Raw genomic sequence first — 16,356 nt, 5'->3', positions numbered from 1 at the left:
TGCGGCGTCGATTTCGGCACGGGACCCACCACTTGCGGGGGTGTCTGAGCTGCGCGGCGCTCTGACTCATTCTCCGAGCGCCGCCTCACACGTTCCGGATTGAGGATTTCTTCAAGCGAGTGCTTGCCAGAATATTCGACAATCTCCTCACCTATCGAACCCGCAAAGCCAGGACCCGCAGTACCAAGTAGGGACCGCACTGCATCTATTGCTGGGACGCCATCCTCGCGCAGCGCACTCAACGTACGTTTCCAGTACTTAGCCCCCTCCTTACGGAAAGCCCTCCCGGATCTTGAAATCAGCCCGGCCGCCTCTGGCTCTGCATCTGAACCGTGGAAAAGGTAGGCGACGATATCACCCTGCAACGTTATAGGAGCCGCAAAACGTTCTTGTAAGCGTCAAACCTGTACATCGGCGGAGCGCCCGAAATCTCAGGATAGAGATCATCGTTCAGCATGCTCATTCGCTCAGCACCTCTCCAAAGATCTGCCACTGCCCATTGAGTTCAACTACTCGCGTAGCGCGCCATTCAGGACCCCGACCCACTATGCCGCGAAGCCGTTGTCGATAAGCAACTGCCTAAGGTCCGGCAAATACTCTTGAGCCTTATCAATTGAGATCTCAACGGGGTTGCCCCAACCGTAACTCCAAAAAGCCCCACAGATAGCGCAGCGGTAGTAGCGTTCACCACGGCTGTCGTTCTCACCGAGAAACCGGGGTTCTTTAGTGACGCCGCCGCCCCAAAACTTTCTGTACTCTTGGCAGCCCCGCTGTTCCCAGTCGAGTCCCACATCAGGAACGTCTCGAACTGGAACTTTGAACATGATTATGGGTTACTGCTCTGCTCGGAGCTCAGACCGATCGTGCATCCAACACATACGCAATCGTGTCGGCGACACTGCCACGACCGTAGTGCGAGAACTGCACAGCGGCAAAGCCATTGCCTGCGCCAAACTCAGCCCAGCTACTTCCCCATTCCAGCTTGGTCTGCAACGGATGAGCTGATGCATCTGCAAAGGGAGATTCCAGCGTCGCTGAATCAACCGGCACCGCAACGTCACCGAGACCCTGACGAAAACGAAGGAGTCGTGCCGCAAAGAACGCCACATACTTCTGCGCGGCTTCCACGTCAGGGGTCCACATTTTCAGCGATGGTCCGCCCCGCACCGACCGCCGGGCAACCTGTACGTCGTGCTCACGACCTAATATGAGAAATCCACGGGCATAGTCACCAATGATCATCTCGGCAGGATTCTGCGAGTTCAAACGGGCTTGCCACCCGAGATCTGCAATCAGCTTTGCAAGCGCAGGATCAAGAGACCACACGGAGCACCCCCGCATCAATAGCTTCGAACAGGCACATCTTCGCGCCATTGGCGCCGAGGATGACCGAGTAATAGGATCCACCCTCTTGACCAAACGCGGGTGCGTTTTGCCCCACCTCAACCATCCAGTTTTCTGGCAGGAACCCGGTGAACTCCACGGTCAAGAGCTTTGCGATCGACTCGTTTGACTCGTCAGGCAACTGTATGCGCTGACTGAATGACCCACCAGTCATGGTGAGGAATTCGGAAAGTGGATCACCGAGCACATCCTGCGTCGCGGGAAACGCTTTGAGCAACTCGGCGATGTCGGTGAACTGCACTCGTCGATCAGGCAGTGAACCGTTGTTCGCTGCTGGGATCAAGTCACCATTGGCGTCTAAATAGAGCGCGGCCCATTCGTCTCGAGAAAGCGTCTTTCCTGGCTCAACCATCCTGTTTCCCTTCCAGACGACTTTCACGCCACGCGTTCCACTGCTCCACTGACAGTTGCTGCACTGCCCCTGGTGGACGATCGTACCTCGGTCCAGGCACCTGTCCGAATAAAGGTCGGCCATCCCGGTCTGCTAAACAATTTCTAATTGTCTGATCGCTCGACGTGAACACCCATGCCCAGGTCAGGCCTTCCAATAGCGAATACGCACCAACCACCTCGGCCCAGAAGCTATTGCCCCAGAACCAACGAACGACTACACACTCGTTTTCATACTCGTTCAGAACCCGACGCTCTTCAAATGTGAAAGTGAATGGAGCTTCCTCATACGGCGAATGTCCAAGGTCCAGATCCGCTCGACCGCTCAACACCCGGTATGCAAGCTGCACGACAAGCGCACGAACGCTGTTCGTCACAAATATCGGTCCGCCTTGTCCGCGATCCGACCTCAGGAGAGTGAAAACCCCCTCATTATCAGTCGATAGCTCGTAGGACACATCACCTTCTGCGCGAAGCAGAAACAGATCAGAAGTAATTAAGCCTTCTAACGACTGACCTTTCGAAACGAGTTCCGGAAACTGTTGGAGGAATTCCCAGAACTCCCGCAACTTCTCCTCACGCACCTTGAGGCTCACCACTTATCCAGTTGGAAGATGTCGCGGGCTTCAGGGGTGTCGAGCCTCACGCCTTCTCCATCAGCATCACGAATGACGAGTTGTAATCCACCGCCGTCTAGACCGTACGCTTCACCGATCATGCTGATTTCAAGTGTCCACCCTGGAGGAAGTTGCGGATTCTCAGCGAACCGCACGTCCCAGAGTTCCGTAGCCCCGACCTGGTTCGGCCCGAGCGCTCGGTCACTGATCGATCCGCCGCCGATCCCGATGTACTCTCCGCCCGCTGAACCAACACGGTCCATAGGGAGATCGCCAAAGATCCTGCGGAACTCCGTGAGATCTGTAAACTGAACGCGCGTGCCGATCACGGAGCCCTGGTTTGGCGACCAGTGCATCGAGCCAACACCGCCTGGATTATTGGGATCTGGCTTGATGTACCGAGACTCCCACTCCGACCTCGTCATTGGGCTACCCGTCTCAGGGTGGTAACCGAACGGAGCATTCGGATCGCCGTCGAGCAAGAGGAAGGCATTACCCGGCTGCGTTGCCGTCACCTGAGAGACACCAGTGCGCGGATCGGTGATCGTCTGCGCATCAGGCGCAAAACGATTGTCGAGCGTGCCAGTTGTTGGCTTGACGTCGCCGTATCCAGACTCTGCCATTCCTGCGTCGTGCACTCTTCGCCAGCCTGGTCCATGCGAATCAGTGCCCGCGATGATGGCCTGTCCCTCTGGGCTTGCCTCTACGAGCGTGGCTGGATTGCGTCGAATCTCGAGTGGGGACGTCGATTCAGGCTTTGCCGCAGGCTGCATTTCGACCGGCGGAACGTCGTCGCCCGACTGGTTCTGTTGGTCGCCACCATCGACAGGAGTCTCACCGTTGTCTGGGGTCGCACCCTCGTCTGCGTTCGGAACGTCATCACCCGCAGGACCTTCATCGCTTCCGTCAACAGGAGTGCTGTCGGGATCGCTCGCAGGTTCAGGAGTGTTCGACGGGCCATCGGCACCGTCGAGGCTCTCAGGCACAACGACCTGCTCGGGGCCGTCTGCGTGAATACCGTGACCAGCCGCGCCTGCAGCGCCAGCTCCACCAGCTGCACCAGTCGCAATGGGTGCGCCGCCCTGTGGCGCATCGCTGGCAAGCGATGTCGGCACTTCGATGTTCGTGTCGGGGATGCTCGTAGCCTCGGGACCCACACTTCCGCCTGGATCCACATCCGTCGTGGGGCAGTCGTCGGCACCTCGGACTGGGTAGCGCCGCCACCCGCCGGGGTGTCCTGTGGGAGTGAGGCTGGAACCTCAACGTCGCTCTGCGGCACATCGGTGCCACCTGCGCCACCCGTGCTACCGGCGTCGCCGCCGCCAGAGCCACCACCTGCAGGAGCGCCCGATCCACCGTCGCCAGCGCCACCCGCGGGAGCACCGCCGCCCGCAGGAGCGCCTCCACCTGCAGGAGCGCCAGCACCAGCTGCACCGCCCGCTGCAGGCGCGCCGCCACTCGGGGCGCCCCCTGAAGGAGCACCGGCGTCTGTAGCCGTACCGCCGGTTGACGGGGATCCGCCCGCGGTGGTCGTCACCGGTGCTGTGCCGCCGGTCGACGGGGCAGTTGATGTGTTTGTGAGCGACACATTGGGGCTGACCGAAGGATTCTTAATCGAGGTCAGACCGCCGCCAGCTGCACCACCCGCGGTGCCGACAAGCGCCGACATAAGAAGATTAAAGTCTTGCCCGGTGACCTGCGAGGCAAGGAACTCGCCGCCCACGCCACCGACACCACCGGTGACCGCGTCAACCGACGACCGCACCGTAATGCGGGTGCCGCGAGACGCAATGTTGCCACCGATATGCGAGAACGGACCAGCAACCGCGCCACCAAAAGCCGACGATACCGCGGCACCACCCAAATCACTGAACGAGAAGTTGCCAAACGCGAGCGATGCTCCAGCATTTGCAATCGTTCCCGACACGGTTGACTCAATAGCCTCGATCGCAGCTCGACGCATCACTGCCATCGTGCGCTTTGCAGACATAATGAGGGTCTTCAGCTTATTCACTACGGCGAGAAGCTTCGGCACCCACCGAGCAACCGTCATCGCGGCCTTACCGGCGGCCGCCAGTGCACCTGCACCGAAGGTAAAGAACGACAGTGCGATACCGACACCGATATCGATTGCGATCTCGAGTGCGAGCTGGCCAAGCATCGAAAGCAGCTCACTGCGAATCGCTTCTACGTTATTCGCATATGCGGTGCACCCGTCGCCGAGCGACTGAGCATCATCTGCAAGGTTCTGCACGAGCTCTTCGAGCTTTGTTTGTACCGCCGCTACATCTGCCTGCTGTGGAAACTCTGCAGCGAGCGATGTTGGAATCGCGGCGCCAATCTTCGACTTCGCAGATACCAACTGTGATTGATAGGTCGACCACGCTGACGCTGCCTGGTTCACCTTGCCGGTATCTGCCGTGGGAATGACAATCCCGGCGGTGTCTTTCAGAGTGTTTTCGATCCACTCCATGATCTCGCCCTGCGGGGTGCCTCTTTGCTCATCCCCCAGTGCGGTACCGACGTTCGGCGCGGAACTCGTGATCTGCGATGGCGTCATCGATGCGAACTGGTTCGTGCCGCCATTCGCGCCAGCAAGTTCGATCGCCCGATACCCGGCCGCGAGCCCCAACAGGTAACCCTCGAAACTGGTGACAGCTTTCGCGAGCGTAATGCCCGCCTCCATCATCGACGCCGCAGACAGGTCGTACCCGCCCTCGTCTTTCACACCGAGCGCAAACTCCTCGGCGTTCGGGTCAATACCTGCCATACCCTGGCACGACAGCAATGAAGAACCCGCAGAAATCGTTGCGGTCTCGATGCTCTTCGCCGCCGCAGCTACCGAAGATGATTCAGAAGCGAACGATGACGCATTCACACGCACTAACACTCGGAAGTTCTCCCTTTATGCGCTCATCTGGGAGCGATATGTCGACCACTGCGAATCGAGTGTTTCAATTCCCTGCTCATACGCTGAGAGCACTGCGGCGGCGTGCGCCTGCAGCTGCGCGGTCTCTTCTGTAAGCGACTGAGCACCCGCAGCCCAGGTCTCGAACGCGACGAGGAACCGCGAGAACGCAGGCCCCTGCCACTCGGCCGGAAGCATGTAGGCAAATGCCGAGGCTCCAGCCCGAAGCGCGTCAGCGTACTCAATCATTGAGGTCAGCGACTCGTTCATGCTCTGCAGTGCTGCTACGTCTGCTGCTTGCTCACTCATGCTGTCTCCCCCGCAGGAACCTGTGTAGGTTGAGCCGTCGCAGAGGCGAGGGAAACCTTCTCGCCCTGACCAGCTTCACCACGGCCAGTGCGTGCCGTCACCGAGCCGCCGACGACGGCACCGCCAACTGGCTTCTTCTCAGCGGTACGCGAGCGCTCAAGACCCGTGTCAACCGCTTCTTCAATATCTTCAGCAACCTCGAGCAGCGGGGCCTGATTCTGCTTGCCCTGCAGCATGCGACCGCGCACCCCGGCTTCGAGCTGGGTGTACGCGCCTTCAGCGCCGTTGAGTTGCATCGAAAGAGTGGTGAGTGACATGCGTACGAGATCTGCAGTCTCTTGCCATGTTGCGAAACGCTCAGCAAATGCGACCTGGTCTTCGCCCTCCCAGGAAACACCCGAAACCGCATTCACTTTTGAGGTCACAGAAGCTACGTGCGCATCGAACACTGCGAGTACACCTTGCAGCTGAGCCGAGACTTCGCCAAGGCTCGCGGCGCGTACGCGAAACGTTGTCATGGTTCACTCCTTCCGGGATCTATCTGAACGCGGAGCCCCGCAGGGCTCGACTCAGAGAATTAACCCTGGAACGTCGAAGAGATCTGGTTCTCAGAATCTTCGTACGAGAGCGATGCCTGGTTCAGCAGTTCGCTGATTCCCTGGAGAGATTCCTTGAGCTGAATCGCTGCCTGGTCCCACTGACCGTACAGTTCGTTGAACGACTGCGACGCCGCACCCGACCAGTCCCCACCGACCAGGCCGTCGACCAGCGACTTCAGGTTCGAGAGCTGCGATTCAATCGACTGCGAGCCGCTCGAAAGCTGGCCAGCCACACCTGAAAGCGACTCGGAAGTTACACGAATATCAGCCACGGTGGGCCCCTCTCGACGAAGATGTTCTCACATAAAAAATTGCCGCACCGCAGCAATCACAACAAAAAGCTTATGTGCCGTAAGAGTTCGATGCCAAGTTTCTGCCAAAAAAGTTTAACTAGATTTCACATCAAGACGATTGTCTGATGCCCCACGTAGACTTTGGGCCATGAGCGAGGCCAATCTGTGAAGTTACCCGAACCAATTACATTGTCTTCCGGTCGATCGGCGCATATTGAAGAAGATCGTTGGGTTCCTGGGGCAGTCCAACTCGTCGTTGACGGCACGCCGCAGTCACACGTGAACCTTCGCGACCCCTCAGATCTGTTCTTTGAATACATGCGTCGTATCGGCCATGTCATTGACCTCTTCCGCACTCCGGGTGCGCCAATATCAGCGTTGCACCTCGGTGGCGGTGCGTTCACTCTTCCACGGTATGTCGAAGCAACGCGACCCGGTAGTCGGCAGCAAGTCATTGAACTCGAAAGTGCACTCGTCGACCTCGTGCGTGAAGCTGCTCCCCTACCCCGACGCGCGAGCATTCGTGTGCGTCACGGTGACGCTCGCGAGGTGCTCGGCAAGCTCCCTGCAGGTATGCACGGTGCGATGGATCTGGTGATCGTCGATATTTTTGCTGGATCGCAAACACCTGCGCACGTATCGAGCGTTGAGTTTTACGAACAAGTTCGCCCACTGCTCGCGCCCGGCGGACTCGTGGTCGTGAATGCGGCAGATGGGAAAGGACTCCCGTTTGTGCGCGGCCAGCTCGCCACGCTCTCTTCACTGTTCTCTGAGGTCGCGGTAATTGCCGAACCACAGGTGCTAAAGGGGCGCCGATTCGGTAACGTCGTGATGCTCGCTTCTCAAGTAGACGACAGCGGTTCGCACTCTGAACTCGATTGGCTTCCACGGCTCCTCGCCGGTGGCCCCCACCCGGCCCGGTTGCTTGCGGGGCGAGAACTCTCAGAACTCATTGGTACGACGAAGCCGGTGACAGACGCGACCGCGAAAGACTCGCCAGCCCCCTCGCCCGGAATTTTCGGGAGAGAGGAGTGAGTGAGCTCAGTCGCGTTCAGATCTGGGCCGAGGCACTGATCCGCCTCCATCTCGACCCAAAATTTGGTGAGGGAGCATGGACCTTTGGTTTTGACCGAGCGAAGCGCCGCGCTGGCCTGTGCAACTACACCGATCGCCGAATCACAGTATCTCGCTACCTCGCGGCCGAATTCGACGACGATGAGAATCACCAGACGCTTCTCCACGAGGTCGCGCACGCGCTCGCGGGCCCAGACGCGGGTCATGGCCCCGAATGGCGGCGGATCGCAAGGGGTCTCGGTTATGTCGGCGGCCGCACTCACTCAGGCGACATCTCACAAGAGCAGGCCCCCTGGATAGGTCTCTGCCCCGGGGGCCATGCTCACTATCGCTACCGCAAGCCGTCGCGCCCAAATTCATGTACCAGATGTGAGCGCGGCGCTTTCAACGAAGCGCACCTCATTCGGTGGCAACGTAGACGCGTCGCGAGCTAGCAGCCGACTGCGCCGAGCACCTGCCTCAGGAGCGCACCGCGCCCGCCGGAAAGCTGCGAGAGCATATCGTCGGCGAGCGCGTCTTCTGGGCTCATCCAGGTGACTTCGAGCGCGTCTTGGCGAGGGTTGCAACTTCCGGTTACTGGCACAACGTAGACGAGCGAAACCGCGTGCTGCCGCTCGTCAACGAACTGTGAAATACCCGGCATTGGAAAGTACTCGGCGACCTGCGCAGGCAGCAGGGTCGACGGCATCTGCGGAAATGCCATCGGGCCGAGGTCGTTCTCAAGGTGACGGAATAGTGCCTCGCGCACGGGTTCTCCGAAACGAACGCGTCCAGATACAAAGGCCCGCGTGAGGTGTCCCTCAGGTGTACTGCGCAGAAGCAACCCAACATCGGTCACTTTTCCGAGCCCATCGACCCGAACTGGCACCGCCTCAACGTAAAGCACCGGCACCCGTGAACGTACAAAATGAAGCTCTTCGTCGTTCAGCCAAGCAGGGTTTCCGGCTGGCGTCGGGCGGTCCTCCGGTCCATCCGATTCGGGCAGGTCTGCGGTTCCGATCACCATGCTTTCATTCTGCCACCGACGATACGATAAACCCATGCTCAATCGCGGAGAGACCCGGACCAAACGAAAGTTTTCAAGGAACGCGCTTTCTTCGCTGATGATGTTGAGCACCGTGGGCCTGCTTCTTGGTGCGGCCGGTTGCGCCGCAGACGATCCCGAGCCAACACCAAAACCCACTGCCACCGCTGAGCCAAGCCCGGCACCCACCCCGACTGAAGAGCCAGAGCCGACGCCTGAACCACCGGCATTCGATACCAGCGCCTATTCAATCGATGATCCAACATCGATCTGGGTTGTCGTAAACAAGTTGCGCCCACTCAATCCTCCGAGCTACGTGCCAACAGACCTCGTGTACCCGCAGGTAGATAACACAAACGGTCAGCCGCTCCGCCAGGTTGCATCACAGGCCACTGAACAAATGGTGGCGGCGGCCGCGACAGATGGGCTGTACCTGCGTATCGCGAGCGCCTATCGCAGCTATGACACGCAAGTGAGCGTGTACGGCAGTTTCGTGACGAATCAGGGGCAAGCGTTTGCCGATACCACCTCGGCGCGCCCCGGACATTCCGAGCATCAGACCGGTCTCACCGCCGACTTCGACGCTGCCGATGGATGCACGCTTGACAGCTGCTTCGCGAACACGCCCTCGGGCCTGTGGCTGCACGAGCATGCCCCCGAGTACGGCTTCATCGAGCGTTACCCTGCGGGCAAAGAATCAGTGACCGGCTACATGCCTGAGCCTTGGCATTACCGCTACGTCGGCACTGAACTGGCACTTGAAATGCGAGACACGGGTGTGCTCACGCTCGAGGAGTTCTTCGGCCTCCCAGCGGCCCCTGACTACGCGGGTTAGCGCTAGGCTCCTATCGTGGATCGAAGTGTTCTCGCAGCGGCAGCCAAGCCGGGGCCGGTATATGTCATCGGCCGTGCGCTGCTCATTCCGCTGTTGTGGATCAGATTCCGCCCGCGCATAACCGGCAGGCAACACGTACCTGCCGAGGGCCCAGTCTTGCTCGCGAGCAATCACCTTTCGGGACTCGACACGATCCTTATCCCTTCATTCGCACCGAGAAAGGTGCAGTTTCTCGCGAAGGCATCGCTCTTCAGGAGCCGTTTTGGCAAGTGGTTCTTTACGAGCATCGGCGCGGTACCGGTACACCGCGAGGCCTCCTCAGCTGCGCAATCCGCTCTCGACGCCGGCCGTGATGTGCTCGCCACCGGCAACGTGTTCGCTGTCTTCCCTGAGGGGAGCCGCTCCCGCGACGGCAGACTGTACCGCGGTCGAAGCGGAGCCGCCTGGCTCGCACTCGAAACCGGAGCGACGGTCGTACCCGTCGGGCTCATTGGAACAAATCGCAAGCTCAAAGATCCACAATCTGGGAGGGTACCGCGAGTTGCGATCCGCTATGGAGAGCCGCTCGACCTCAGCGATCTTGCCTCGCTCCCAGCCGGCCGCGCCCGCAGGGAGGCTACCGAGCGAATCATGGAGGCGATCCACGCACTTACCGGGCAGGAGCGCGCCGACACCTATGCCGAGGGTGGCCGCGGGGCATAGCATGGCGGCATGGAAATCAATGCCGATCTCATCATCGTGGGGGCGGGGCTCTCGGGCCTGGTAGCCGCTCGCGAGGCCTATCTAGCGGGGCTCACCACCATCATTGTGGATCAGGAGGGGCCACAAAACCTCGGCGGTCAGGCCTGGTGGTCTTTCGGCGGCCTCTTTCTCGTCGACTCGCCAGAGCAGCGCAGGTTTGGGGTGAAAGATTCGTTCGACCTCGCTTGGCAAGACTGGCAGGGCAGCGCGCAGTGGGATCGAGTGGACGACGACGAGCAGGGCGATGGTCTTGGCGAAGACGGCTGGGCTGCGCGGTGGGGCCGCGCATACGTTGAGTGGGCCGCGGGTGAAAAACGTGAGTGGATCCGCGAGGTCGGCATTGACCTCACTCCTGTCGTCGGGTGGGCGGAGCGCGGCGATCTTTCTGCCACCGGACACGGTAACTCGGTGCCACGCTTTCATATCCCCTGGGGTACCGGCACGGGAATTATCGCGCCATTCATCGAATCGGCGAAGGAAGCCGCGAGCGTTGGTCTCACGCGTTTCATGCACCGTCACCGGGTGGACGAGATTATCGTCGAGAACGGTTCGGTCGTCGGGGTTCGGGGTGCACGCCTCGCTGACGACGACAGCCCTCGAGCAGTCGCCTCGAACCGAGATGTCATCGGCGATTTCGAGTTTCGCGCTGGCGCAGTGATTGTCGCGAGTGGCGGCATCGGCGGCAATCACGACCTCGTGCGTAAGTACTGGCCTGAGCGGCTTGGAACCGCTCCGAAGGAAATGGTGACCGGTGTTCCCGCATACGTTGACGGTCGCATGATTGGCATCACTGGCGAGGCCGGGGCTCGCCTCGTGAATCAAGACCGAATGTGGCACTACACCGAGGGAATCAAGAACTGGTATCCGGTTTGGCCCGGGCACGCGATTCGCATTCTGCCCGGTCCTTCGCCGTTGTGGATCGACGCACTCGGCAGACGGCTCCCCGCTCCGGGGCTGCCCGGCCACGATACCCTCGGCACGCTAAAACTGCTTCGCACTCTTCCGGGTCTCTCGGAGCACTCGCACTCGTGGTTTATTGTCACCAGCCGTATCGCAGCTAAGGAGTTCGCGCTCTCCGGTTCCGAGCAAAATCCCGACCTCACAGGACGAGATCGCAAACTCCTTCTGAAGACACGTCTGGGCAAGGGGGCTCCTGGGCCGGTCCAGGCGTTCATCGATCGAGGAGAGGACTTCGTAGTTGCCGACACCGTAGCCGAACTCGTCGCGAAGATGAACGCACTGACCGACGAGCCCTTACTCGACGCAACAACCGTCGAGCAGGTAGTGCGCGCCCGAGACGCGGAGTTCGATAATCCGTTCTCGAAGGACGCACAGGCGATGAGCGTTCACAATTCTCGCCGCTACCTGGGAGACAAGCTCACCCGCACTACAAAACCTCACCGACTGCAGGATCCGGATGCGGGCCCGCTCGTCGCCGTCAAACTACACGTGCTGACCCGCAAGACCCTCGGTGGCATTCAGACCGACCTCGAATCGCGGGCGCTCGATCAGTCAGGTGCGCCGATCCCTGGTCTCTACGCTGTTGGTGAGGCTGCCGGGTTCGGTGGTGGAGGCGTGCACGGGTACAACGCGCTCGAGGGCACGTTCCTCGGCGGTTGCCTTTTCTCTGGGCGAGCCGCTGGTCGCTCAGTCGCAGCAGGTTAGACGACGAGCAAGTTACTCCATGTAATAGCACTCGTCGAGTTGCTCTCCATGGGCCTGCGCCCAGGCTTCAGTCTGATCAAGGAACTCTGTGTATTCCTCTTCAGTCATGTTCTCGAAGTCGAGCTCGAACGAGTCTAACTGCGCCTCAACAAGTGCGGCGAACTCCGGGTCGTCGGTTACTGCGAGCAGTTCTTCGTAATAGGCATACTCATCGTCATAGCTCAGGTCGTAGTTATCGAGAGCGGTGCAAAACGCTTCCTTCTCGGTTCCCGACCACGGCATGTCTTGCAGCTCGGAATCCTCGCCGTAATACGGCTCTTCAAACTGTTCGAGTTGTTCGAGTGTGCCCGAGATATTCTGCGAGGCGAGCGACCCAAAGATGCCAAAGAACAAGATTGCGAAGACAATACCCAGCACTTCACCCGCAAGGCGCACATAGCCAATAATCGTTCCCGCAAGTGCGAGCCCCCGGCCGCTCTCCCCGTGCGCTTAATCTGACTCAACGCAATGTGGCCGAAGATGATGCCGACAATGCTCAAGAAGAATGCACCAATAAGTGAAATGATCGCGAAGACATTTGTCGGCGGCTTCGGTGCGGGCATCTGCGGCGCCGGCTGGTAGGTGGGCGGCACTTGCTGGTACTGCGGTTGTTGCGGCGGCTGATACCCGTGAGGAGGCTGCTGAGTCATGCTCTCAATGCTAGTAGAGCAAGAACTGGGCGGTTTCCTTACTTTCGGAGCCACCGGCAGAAACTGTCAGGTGGTACGAGGCACCGCCTGCGACGACCGCGTCTCGCGTGATGTCACAGGTTTCCGCGCTCGAACGGGTGCGGTCCCAAGACACCGACTCAGTTTCGAGTTTTTCACCCGCGTCGAGAATGACGGGCAGGCTGTCGAGCGAAGTTTGGCAGTCGGCGGATCGCCACACCTCATCACTGCCACTCGAGACTGCGAATGTCATTCCCGCAGTACCCAGATCTGCGATGCACGCCTCGGAGCCAGAATTCGTGACGGTGAGCGAGAACTCAGGGTTCTCACCTGCCCCATACGAAGGCTGATCGGTGACTGCTACAACGTCGAGATCCGCTGACTGACACGCGGGAGTCTCCGGTGTTTCCTCAGTGCTGACTGGTTCGGGGTCTTCAGTGAGATCGCTCGGCACCTCGACCGACGCTACCTCTTTCGCGCCGCCGCTCGAACCCGGGCGAACGATGATGAGTACAACCGCGGCGACAACAGCAACTAGCGCAAGAAGCACCACGATCCGCCTGCGCACATATACGCTTCGATCTTTTGCGGGAGCCATGGCCTCAGCGTACCCCCGAGGCTCGCCTACAACCGCTTCAACATGCGAGTGTTGCCAAGCGTGTTCGGCTTCACTCGCGCAAGGTCGAGAAACTCTGCGATGCCTTCGTCTTGCGAGCGCAAGAGCTCAGAATAGACATCGGCGGCAACAAGCTCGGTGTTCTCTCCCACCGCTTCGAAGCCGTTTCTACCGAAGAATTCGGTCTCAAATGTCAGGCAGAAGAGTTGCTGAAGGCCGAGAGCCCGCGCCCGCTCCTCAAGCACTTTGAGAATTGCGTATCCGACGCCCTTGCCAAGATGGTCTTGTGAGACGCCGAGCGTGCGAACCTCTCCGAGGTGCTCCCACATGACGTGCAATGCACCGTACCCGATAACCTGGTCGTCTGAATCGACTGCGACCGTGAACTCGGGCACCGCCCCGTACAGTTCTACGAGGTCTTTACCAAGCAAGATTCGCTCGGCGACGAGTGGCTCCATGAGTTTCACAATGTGTGCAACATCGCGAGTCTTTGCGGGCCTAATTAGCACGCCCTCATGGGGCTCACTCGTCGTCATAGTGCGAGTCTAGTGGCTCCTACTCAGCCGTTCCGGGCGTGATCCCTGTGGCAGCGGCAGCCGCTGCGGCCGAAGCTGAAGCCTCGCCGTGCGCCTTGTCCTTGCCACCCTTGGTGTCGAATGTGAACTCCCCATCCTTGAGGTCGACCACCACGGTGTCACCTGCAAGCAGCTCTGCACCGAGGATGCGCTCTGAAAGGCGATCCTCGATCTCCCGCTGCATCGCGCGGCGCAGCGGACGCGCACCGAGCGTGGGGTCGTACCCAATCTCGGAAAGGCGCTCGCGAGCGGCCTGCGAGATCTCGATGTGCATGTCGCGGTCGAGCAGGCGATCCTTCAGCTGCTTCACGAAGAGGTCGACAATCTGCAGCAGCTCTTCCTTCGACAGCTGCGGGAAGACGATCGTGTCATCGACACGGTTCAAGAACTCCGGCTTGAAGTGCTTCTTGAGCTCCTCGTTCACCTTGCCCTTCATCGTCTCGTAGCCGACCTGCGAGTCACCCTCGACCTGGAAGCCAACAGGGCCACCGGCGATTGCCGACGAACCAAGGTTCGTGGTCATGATGATGACGGTGTTCTTGAAGTCGACCACGCGACCCTGACCGTCGGTCAGGCGACCCTCTTCAAGTACCTGCAGAAGCGAGTTAAAGATGTCGGGGTGTGCCTTCTCGATCTCGTCAAAGAGCACGACCGAGAACGGACGACGACGCACCTTCTCTGTGAGCTGGCCGCCTTCTTCGAAGCCGACAAACCCGGGAGGCGCACCGAAGAGGCGCGAAACGGTGTGCTTTTCGCCGTACTCCGACATGTCGAGCGAGATGAGCGCGTCTTCGTCGTCGAACAGGAATTCGGCGAGTGCCTTCGCGAGTTCGGTCTTGCCGACGCCGGTGGGGCCAGCGAAGATGAATGAACCGGAAGGACGCTTCGGGTCTTTCAGACCTGCACGCTGGCGGCGAATCGTCTTCGCGAGCGCAGCAATTGCCTCGTTCTGACCGATAACGCGCTGGTGCAGCGCCTCTTCCATAAAGCGAAGACGGCTTGTCTCTTCTTCGGTGAGCTTGAAAACCGGAATGCCGGTTGCCTGCGCGAGTACCTCAGCGATGAGTCCCTCATCAACCTCGGCATGCGTCGCAACGTCACCCGCGCGCCACTGCTTTTCGAGACGGAGGCGTTCAGCAATGAGCTTCTTCTCCTCGTCGCGCTTGTTCGCAGCCTTTTCGAAGTCTTGAGCTTCGATCGCCTGCTCTTTGTCAGCGCGAACGACCGCGATCTTCTCGTCGAACTCACGCAGCTCGGGTGGGCTAGAGAGAATCGACAGGCGCAGGCGAGCGCCCGCCTCGTCGATCAGGTCGATCGCCTTGTCCGGCAGGTACCGGTCTTGCACGTATCGATCAGCGAGGTTCACCGCAGCGACAATCGCACCGTCGGTGATTGACACCTTGTGGTGTGCCTCGTACCGGTCGCGCAGCCCCTTAAGAATGTTGATCGAGTGCGGCAGCGACGGCTCGTTCACCATGATCGACTGGAAGCGACGCTCAAGCGCCGCATCTTTCTCGAAGTGTTTGCGGAACTCGTCGAGCGTCGTCGCACCAATGGTCTGTAGTTCGCCGCGCGCAAGCATCGGCTTCAAGATGTTCGCCGCGTCAATCGCGCCCTCTGCCGCGCCAGCACCAACGAGAGTGTGGATCTCGTCAATGAAGATAATGATGTCACCGCGGTTGCGGATCTCTTTGGTGACCTTCTTCAGGCGCTCTTCGAAGTCACCGCGGTAACGGCTACCGGCGATCATCGACGAGAGATCAAGCACGTAGACCTGCTTGTCTTTGAGCGTCTCGGGTACTTCGCCCTTGACGATTGCCTGCGCTAGCCCCTCGACGACTGCGGTCTTACCGACGCCGGGTTCACCAATGAGCACTGGGTTGTTTTTCGTGCGGCGCGAGAGAATCTGCATCACGCGCTCGACCTCTTTTTCGCGGCCGATGACAGGATCGAGCTTGCCCTCGCGCGCAGCCTGGGTGAGGTTGCGACCGAACTGATCGAGCACCTGCGAGCCCTTCGGCTCGTTGCCGGCCTCGGGTGCGCCAATGGTCGCGCTCTCTTTGCCCGCCTGGTAACCAGAGAGCAGCTGAATCACTGCCTGGCGCACGCGGTTCAGGTCTGCACCAAGCTTCACGAGCACCTGTGCGGCAACGCCCTCACCCTCACGAATGAGGCCGAGCAGAATGTGCTCGGTACCAATGTAGTTGTGGCCGAGCTGCAGAGACTCACGAAGGCTCAGTTCGAGCATCTTCTTCGCACGCGGCGTGAACGGAATGTGCCCCGACGGTGGCTGCTGGCCGGTGCCGATGATCTCGGTCACCTGCGCGCGCACCGCATCAAGCGAGATGTCGAGCTGCTCGAGCGCCTTGGCCGCAACGCCCTCACCCTCGTGGATGAGGCCAAGCAGAATGTGCTCGGTGCCAATGTAATTGTGGTTGAGCAGCTTCGCCTCTTCTTGGGCGAGCACGATCACGCGCCTAGCGCGGTCGGTGAATCTCTCAAACATCTGTACCCTCCTTGACAGTTCGCGCGGTCGCGGATCCGTCGATGAATCAAGGCTACGTGCCATAAGCCGTGAGCGGGCCGATGTTCGCCGAAG

The 16,356-nt window shown here is 59.9% G+C and carries 19 protein-coding genes; 5 read left to right on the top strand and 14 right to left on the bottom strand.

All coding sequences use genetic code 11. The features are described 5' to 3' along the window. Positions 1–545 precede the first annotated feature (545 nt). The 9 genes from H9L06_RS10930 to H9L06_RS10890 all read right to left on the bottom strand — a co-directional run bounded on the left by H9L06_RS10930 (position 546) and on the right by H9L06_RS10890 (position 6,499). Positions 546–824, bottom strand: coding sequence for a hypothetical protein (locus tag H9L06_RS10930; RefSeq protein ID WP_187555188.1), 279 nt, complete (start codon positions 822–824; stop codon positions 546–548). A 28-nt stretch (positions 825–852) separates the two neighbouring features. Beyond that, positions 853–1,326, bottom strand: a complete 474-nt coding sequence (locus tag H9L06_RS10925) for a hypothetical protein (protein WP_187555187.1) — start codon at positions 1,324–1,326, stop codon at positions 853–855. Beyond that, positions 1,313–1,756 carry a hypothetical protein gene (locus H9L06_RS10920; protein ID WP_187555186.1) on the bottom strand — a complete coding sequence of 148 codons (444 nt, stop codon included), beginning with the start codon at positions 1,754–1,756 and terminating at the stop codon, positions 1,313–1,315. The genes H9L06_RS10925 and H9L06_RS10920 overlap by 14 nt, the downstream gene beginning before the upstream one ends. Beyond that, the gene (locus H9L06_RS10915) at positions 1,749–2,390 is read right to left on the bottom strand and encodes a hypothetical protein (RefSeq protein ID WP_187555185.1); all 642 of its coding nucleotides are present in this window, start codon (positions 2,388–2,390) and stop codon (positions 1,749–1,751) included. The genes H9L06_RS10920 and H9L06_RS10915 overlap by 8 nt, the downstream gene beginning before the upstream one ends. Further along, a complete protein-coding gene (locus H9L06_RS10910; RefSeq protein WP_187555184.1) occupies positions 2,387–3,034 on the bottom strand; it encodes a hypothetical protein in 648 nt (215 codons plus the stop codon). The genes H9L06_RS10915 and H9L06_RS10910 overlap by 4 nt, the downstream gene beginning before the upstream one ends. An 80-nt stretch (positions 3,035–3,114) precedes the next feature. Further along, positions 3,115–5,301 (bottom strand): hypothetical protein, encoded by a 2,187-nt coding sequence (locus H9L06_RS10905; RefSeq protein ID WP_187555183.1) that lies wholly within the window; start codon positions 5,299–5,301, stop codon positions 3,115–3,117. Between the two features lie 15 nt (positions 5,302–5,316). After that, positions 5,317–5,628, bottom strand: coding sequence for a hypothetical protein (locus H9L06_RS10900; RefSeq protein WP_187555182.1), 312 nt, complete (start codon positions 5,626–5,628; stop codon positions 5,317–5,319). Further along, on the bottom strand, positions 5,625–6,146 hold the full coding sequence (locus H9L06_RS10895) for a WXG100 family type VII secretion target (protein ID WP_187555181.1): 522 nt from the start codon (positions 6,144–6,146) through the stop codon (positions 5,625–5,627). The genes H9L06_RS10900 and H9L06_RS10895 overlap by 4 nt, the downstream gene beginning before the upstream one ends. Before the next feature lie 59 nt (positions 6,147–6,205). Next, positions 6,206–6,499 carry a WXG100 family type VII secretion target gene (locus H9L06_RS10890; protein WP_187555180.1) on the bottom strand — a complete coding sequence of 98 codons (294 nt, stop codon included), beginning with the start codon at positions 6,497–6,499 and terminating at the stop codon, positions 6,206–6,208. Positions 6,500–6,685: 186 nt separating this feature from the next. On the opposite strand from H9L06_RS10890, the gene H9L06_RS10885 reads away from it, so the two are divergent. After that, the gene (locus tag H9L06_RS10885) at positions 6,686–7,555 is read left to right on the top strand and encodes a spermidine synthase (RefSeq protein WP_187555179.1); all 870 of its coding nucleotides are present in this window, start codon (positions 6,686–6,688) and stop codon (positions 7,553–7,555) included. After that, entirely contained in the window at positions 7,552–8,028 is a 477-nt protein-coding gene (locus tag H9L06_RS10880) for a SprT-like domain-containing protein (RefSeq protein ID WP_187555178.1), read from the top strand. The genes H9L06_RS10885 and H9L06_RS10880 overlap by 4 nt, the downstream gene beginning before the upstream one ends. On the opposite strand, the gene H9L06_RS10875 is transcribed toward H9L06_RS10880, so the two are convergent. Next, a complete protein-coding gene (locus tag H9L06_RS10875) occupies positions 8,025–8,600 on the bottom strand; it encodes a DUF4916 domain-containing protein (RefSeq protein ID WP_187555177.1) in 576 nt (191 codons plus the stop codon). The genes H9L06_RS10880 and H9L06_RS10875 overlap by 4 nt on opposite strands. Before the next feature lie 97 nt (positions 8,601–8,697). Between H9L06_RS10875 and H9L06_RS10870 the strand changes: the two genes are divergently transcribed. Genes H9L06_RS10870 through H9L06_RS10860 form a run of 3 tightly spaced genes read left to right on the top strand, consistent with a single transcriptional unit; the run spans position 8,698 to position 11,859 of the window. Beyond that, a complete protein-coding gene (locus H9L06_RS10870) occupies positions 8,698–9,453 on the top strand; it encodes a M15 family metallopeptidase (protein ID WP_246454389.1) in 756 nt (251 codons plus the stop codon). A gap of 15 nt (positions 9,454–9,468) precedes the next feature. Further along, positions 9,469–10,155: a lysophospholipid acyltransferase family protein gene (locus tag H9L06_RS10865; RefSeq protein ID WP_187555175.1), complete on the top strand. Its 687-nt coding sequence runs from the start codon at positions 9,469–9,471 to the stop codon at positions 10,153–10,155. Between the two features lie 15 nt (positions 10,156–10,170). Further along, positions 10,171–11,859 carry an FAD-binding dehydrogenase gene (locus tag H9L06_RS10860; protein WP_187556493.1) on the top strand — a complete coding sequence of 563 codons (1,689 nt, stop codon included), beginning with the start codon at positions 10,171–10,173 and terminating at the stop codon, positions 11,857–11,859. Between the two features lie 12 nt (positions 11,860–11,871). Here H9L06_RS10860 and H9L06_RS10855 read toward each other — a convergent pair whose 3' ends face one another. From H9L06_RS10855 to H9L06_RS10840, 4 genes are all read right to left on the bottom strand, one after another. Then, a complete protein-coding gene (locus H9L06_RS10855) occupies positions 11,872–12,294 on the bottom strand; it encodes a hypothetical protein (RefSeq protein WP_187555174.1) in 423 nt (140 codons plus the stop codon). 264 nt (positions 12,295–12,558) lie between these two features. After that, positions 12,559–13,164, bottom strand: a complete 606-nt coding sequence (locus H9L06_RS10850; RefSeq protein ID WP_187555173.1) for a hypothetical protein — start codon at positions 13,162–13,164, stop codon at positions 12,559–12,561. A gap of 26 nt (positions 13,165–13,190) precedes the next feature. Beyond that, entirely contained in the window at positions 13,191–13,718 is a 528-nt protein-coding gene (locus H9L06_RS10845) for an amino-acid N-acetyltransferase (RefSeq protein WP_187555172.1), read from the bottom strand. A 19-nt stretch (positions 13,719–13,737) separates the two neighbouring features. Then, the gene (locus H9L06_RS10840; protein ID WP_187555171.1) at positions 13,738–16,263 is read right to left on the bottom strand and encodes an ATP-dependent Clp protease ATP-binding subunit; all 2,526 of its coding nucleotides are present in this window, start codon (positions 16,261–16,263) and stop codon (positions 13,738–13,740) included. Between the last annotated feature and the right edge of the window lie 93 nt (positions 16,264–16,356).

Source organism: Leucobacter denitrificans (genome assembly GCF_014396385.1).
In the GTDB taxonomy this organism is placed as follows: domain Bacteria; phylum Actinomycetota; class Actinomycetes; order Actinomycetales; family Microbacteriaceae; genus Leucobacter; species Leucobacter denitrificans.
The sequence above is the reverse complement of the archived record's forward strand: the minus strand, read 5'-3'. Positions and strand labels throughout refer to the sequence as shown.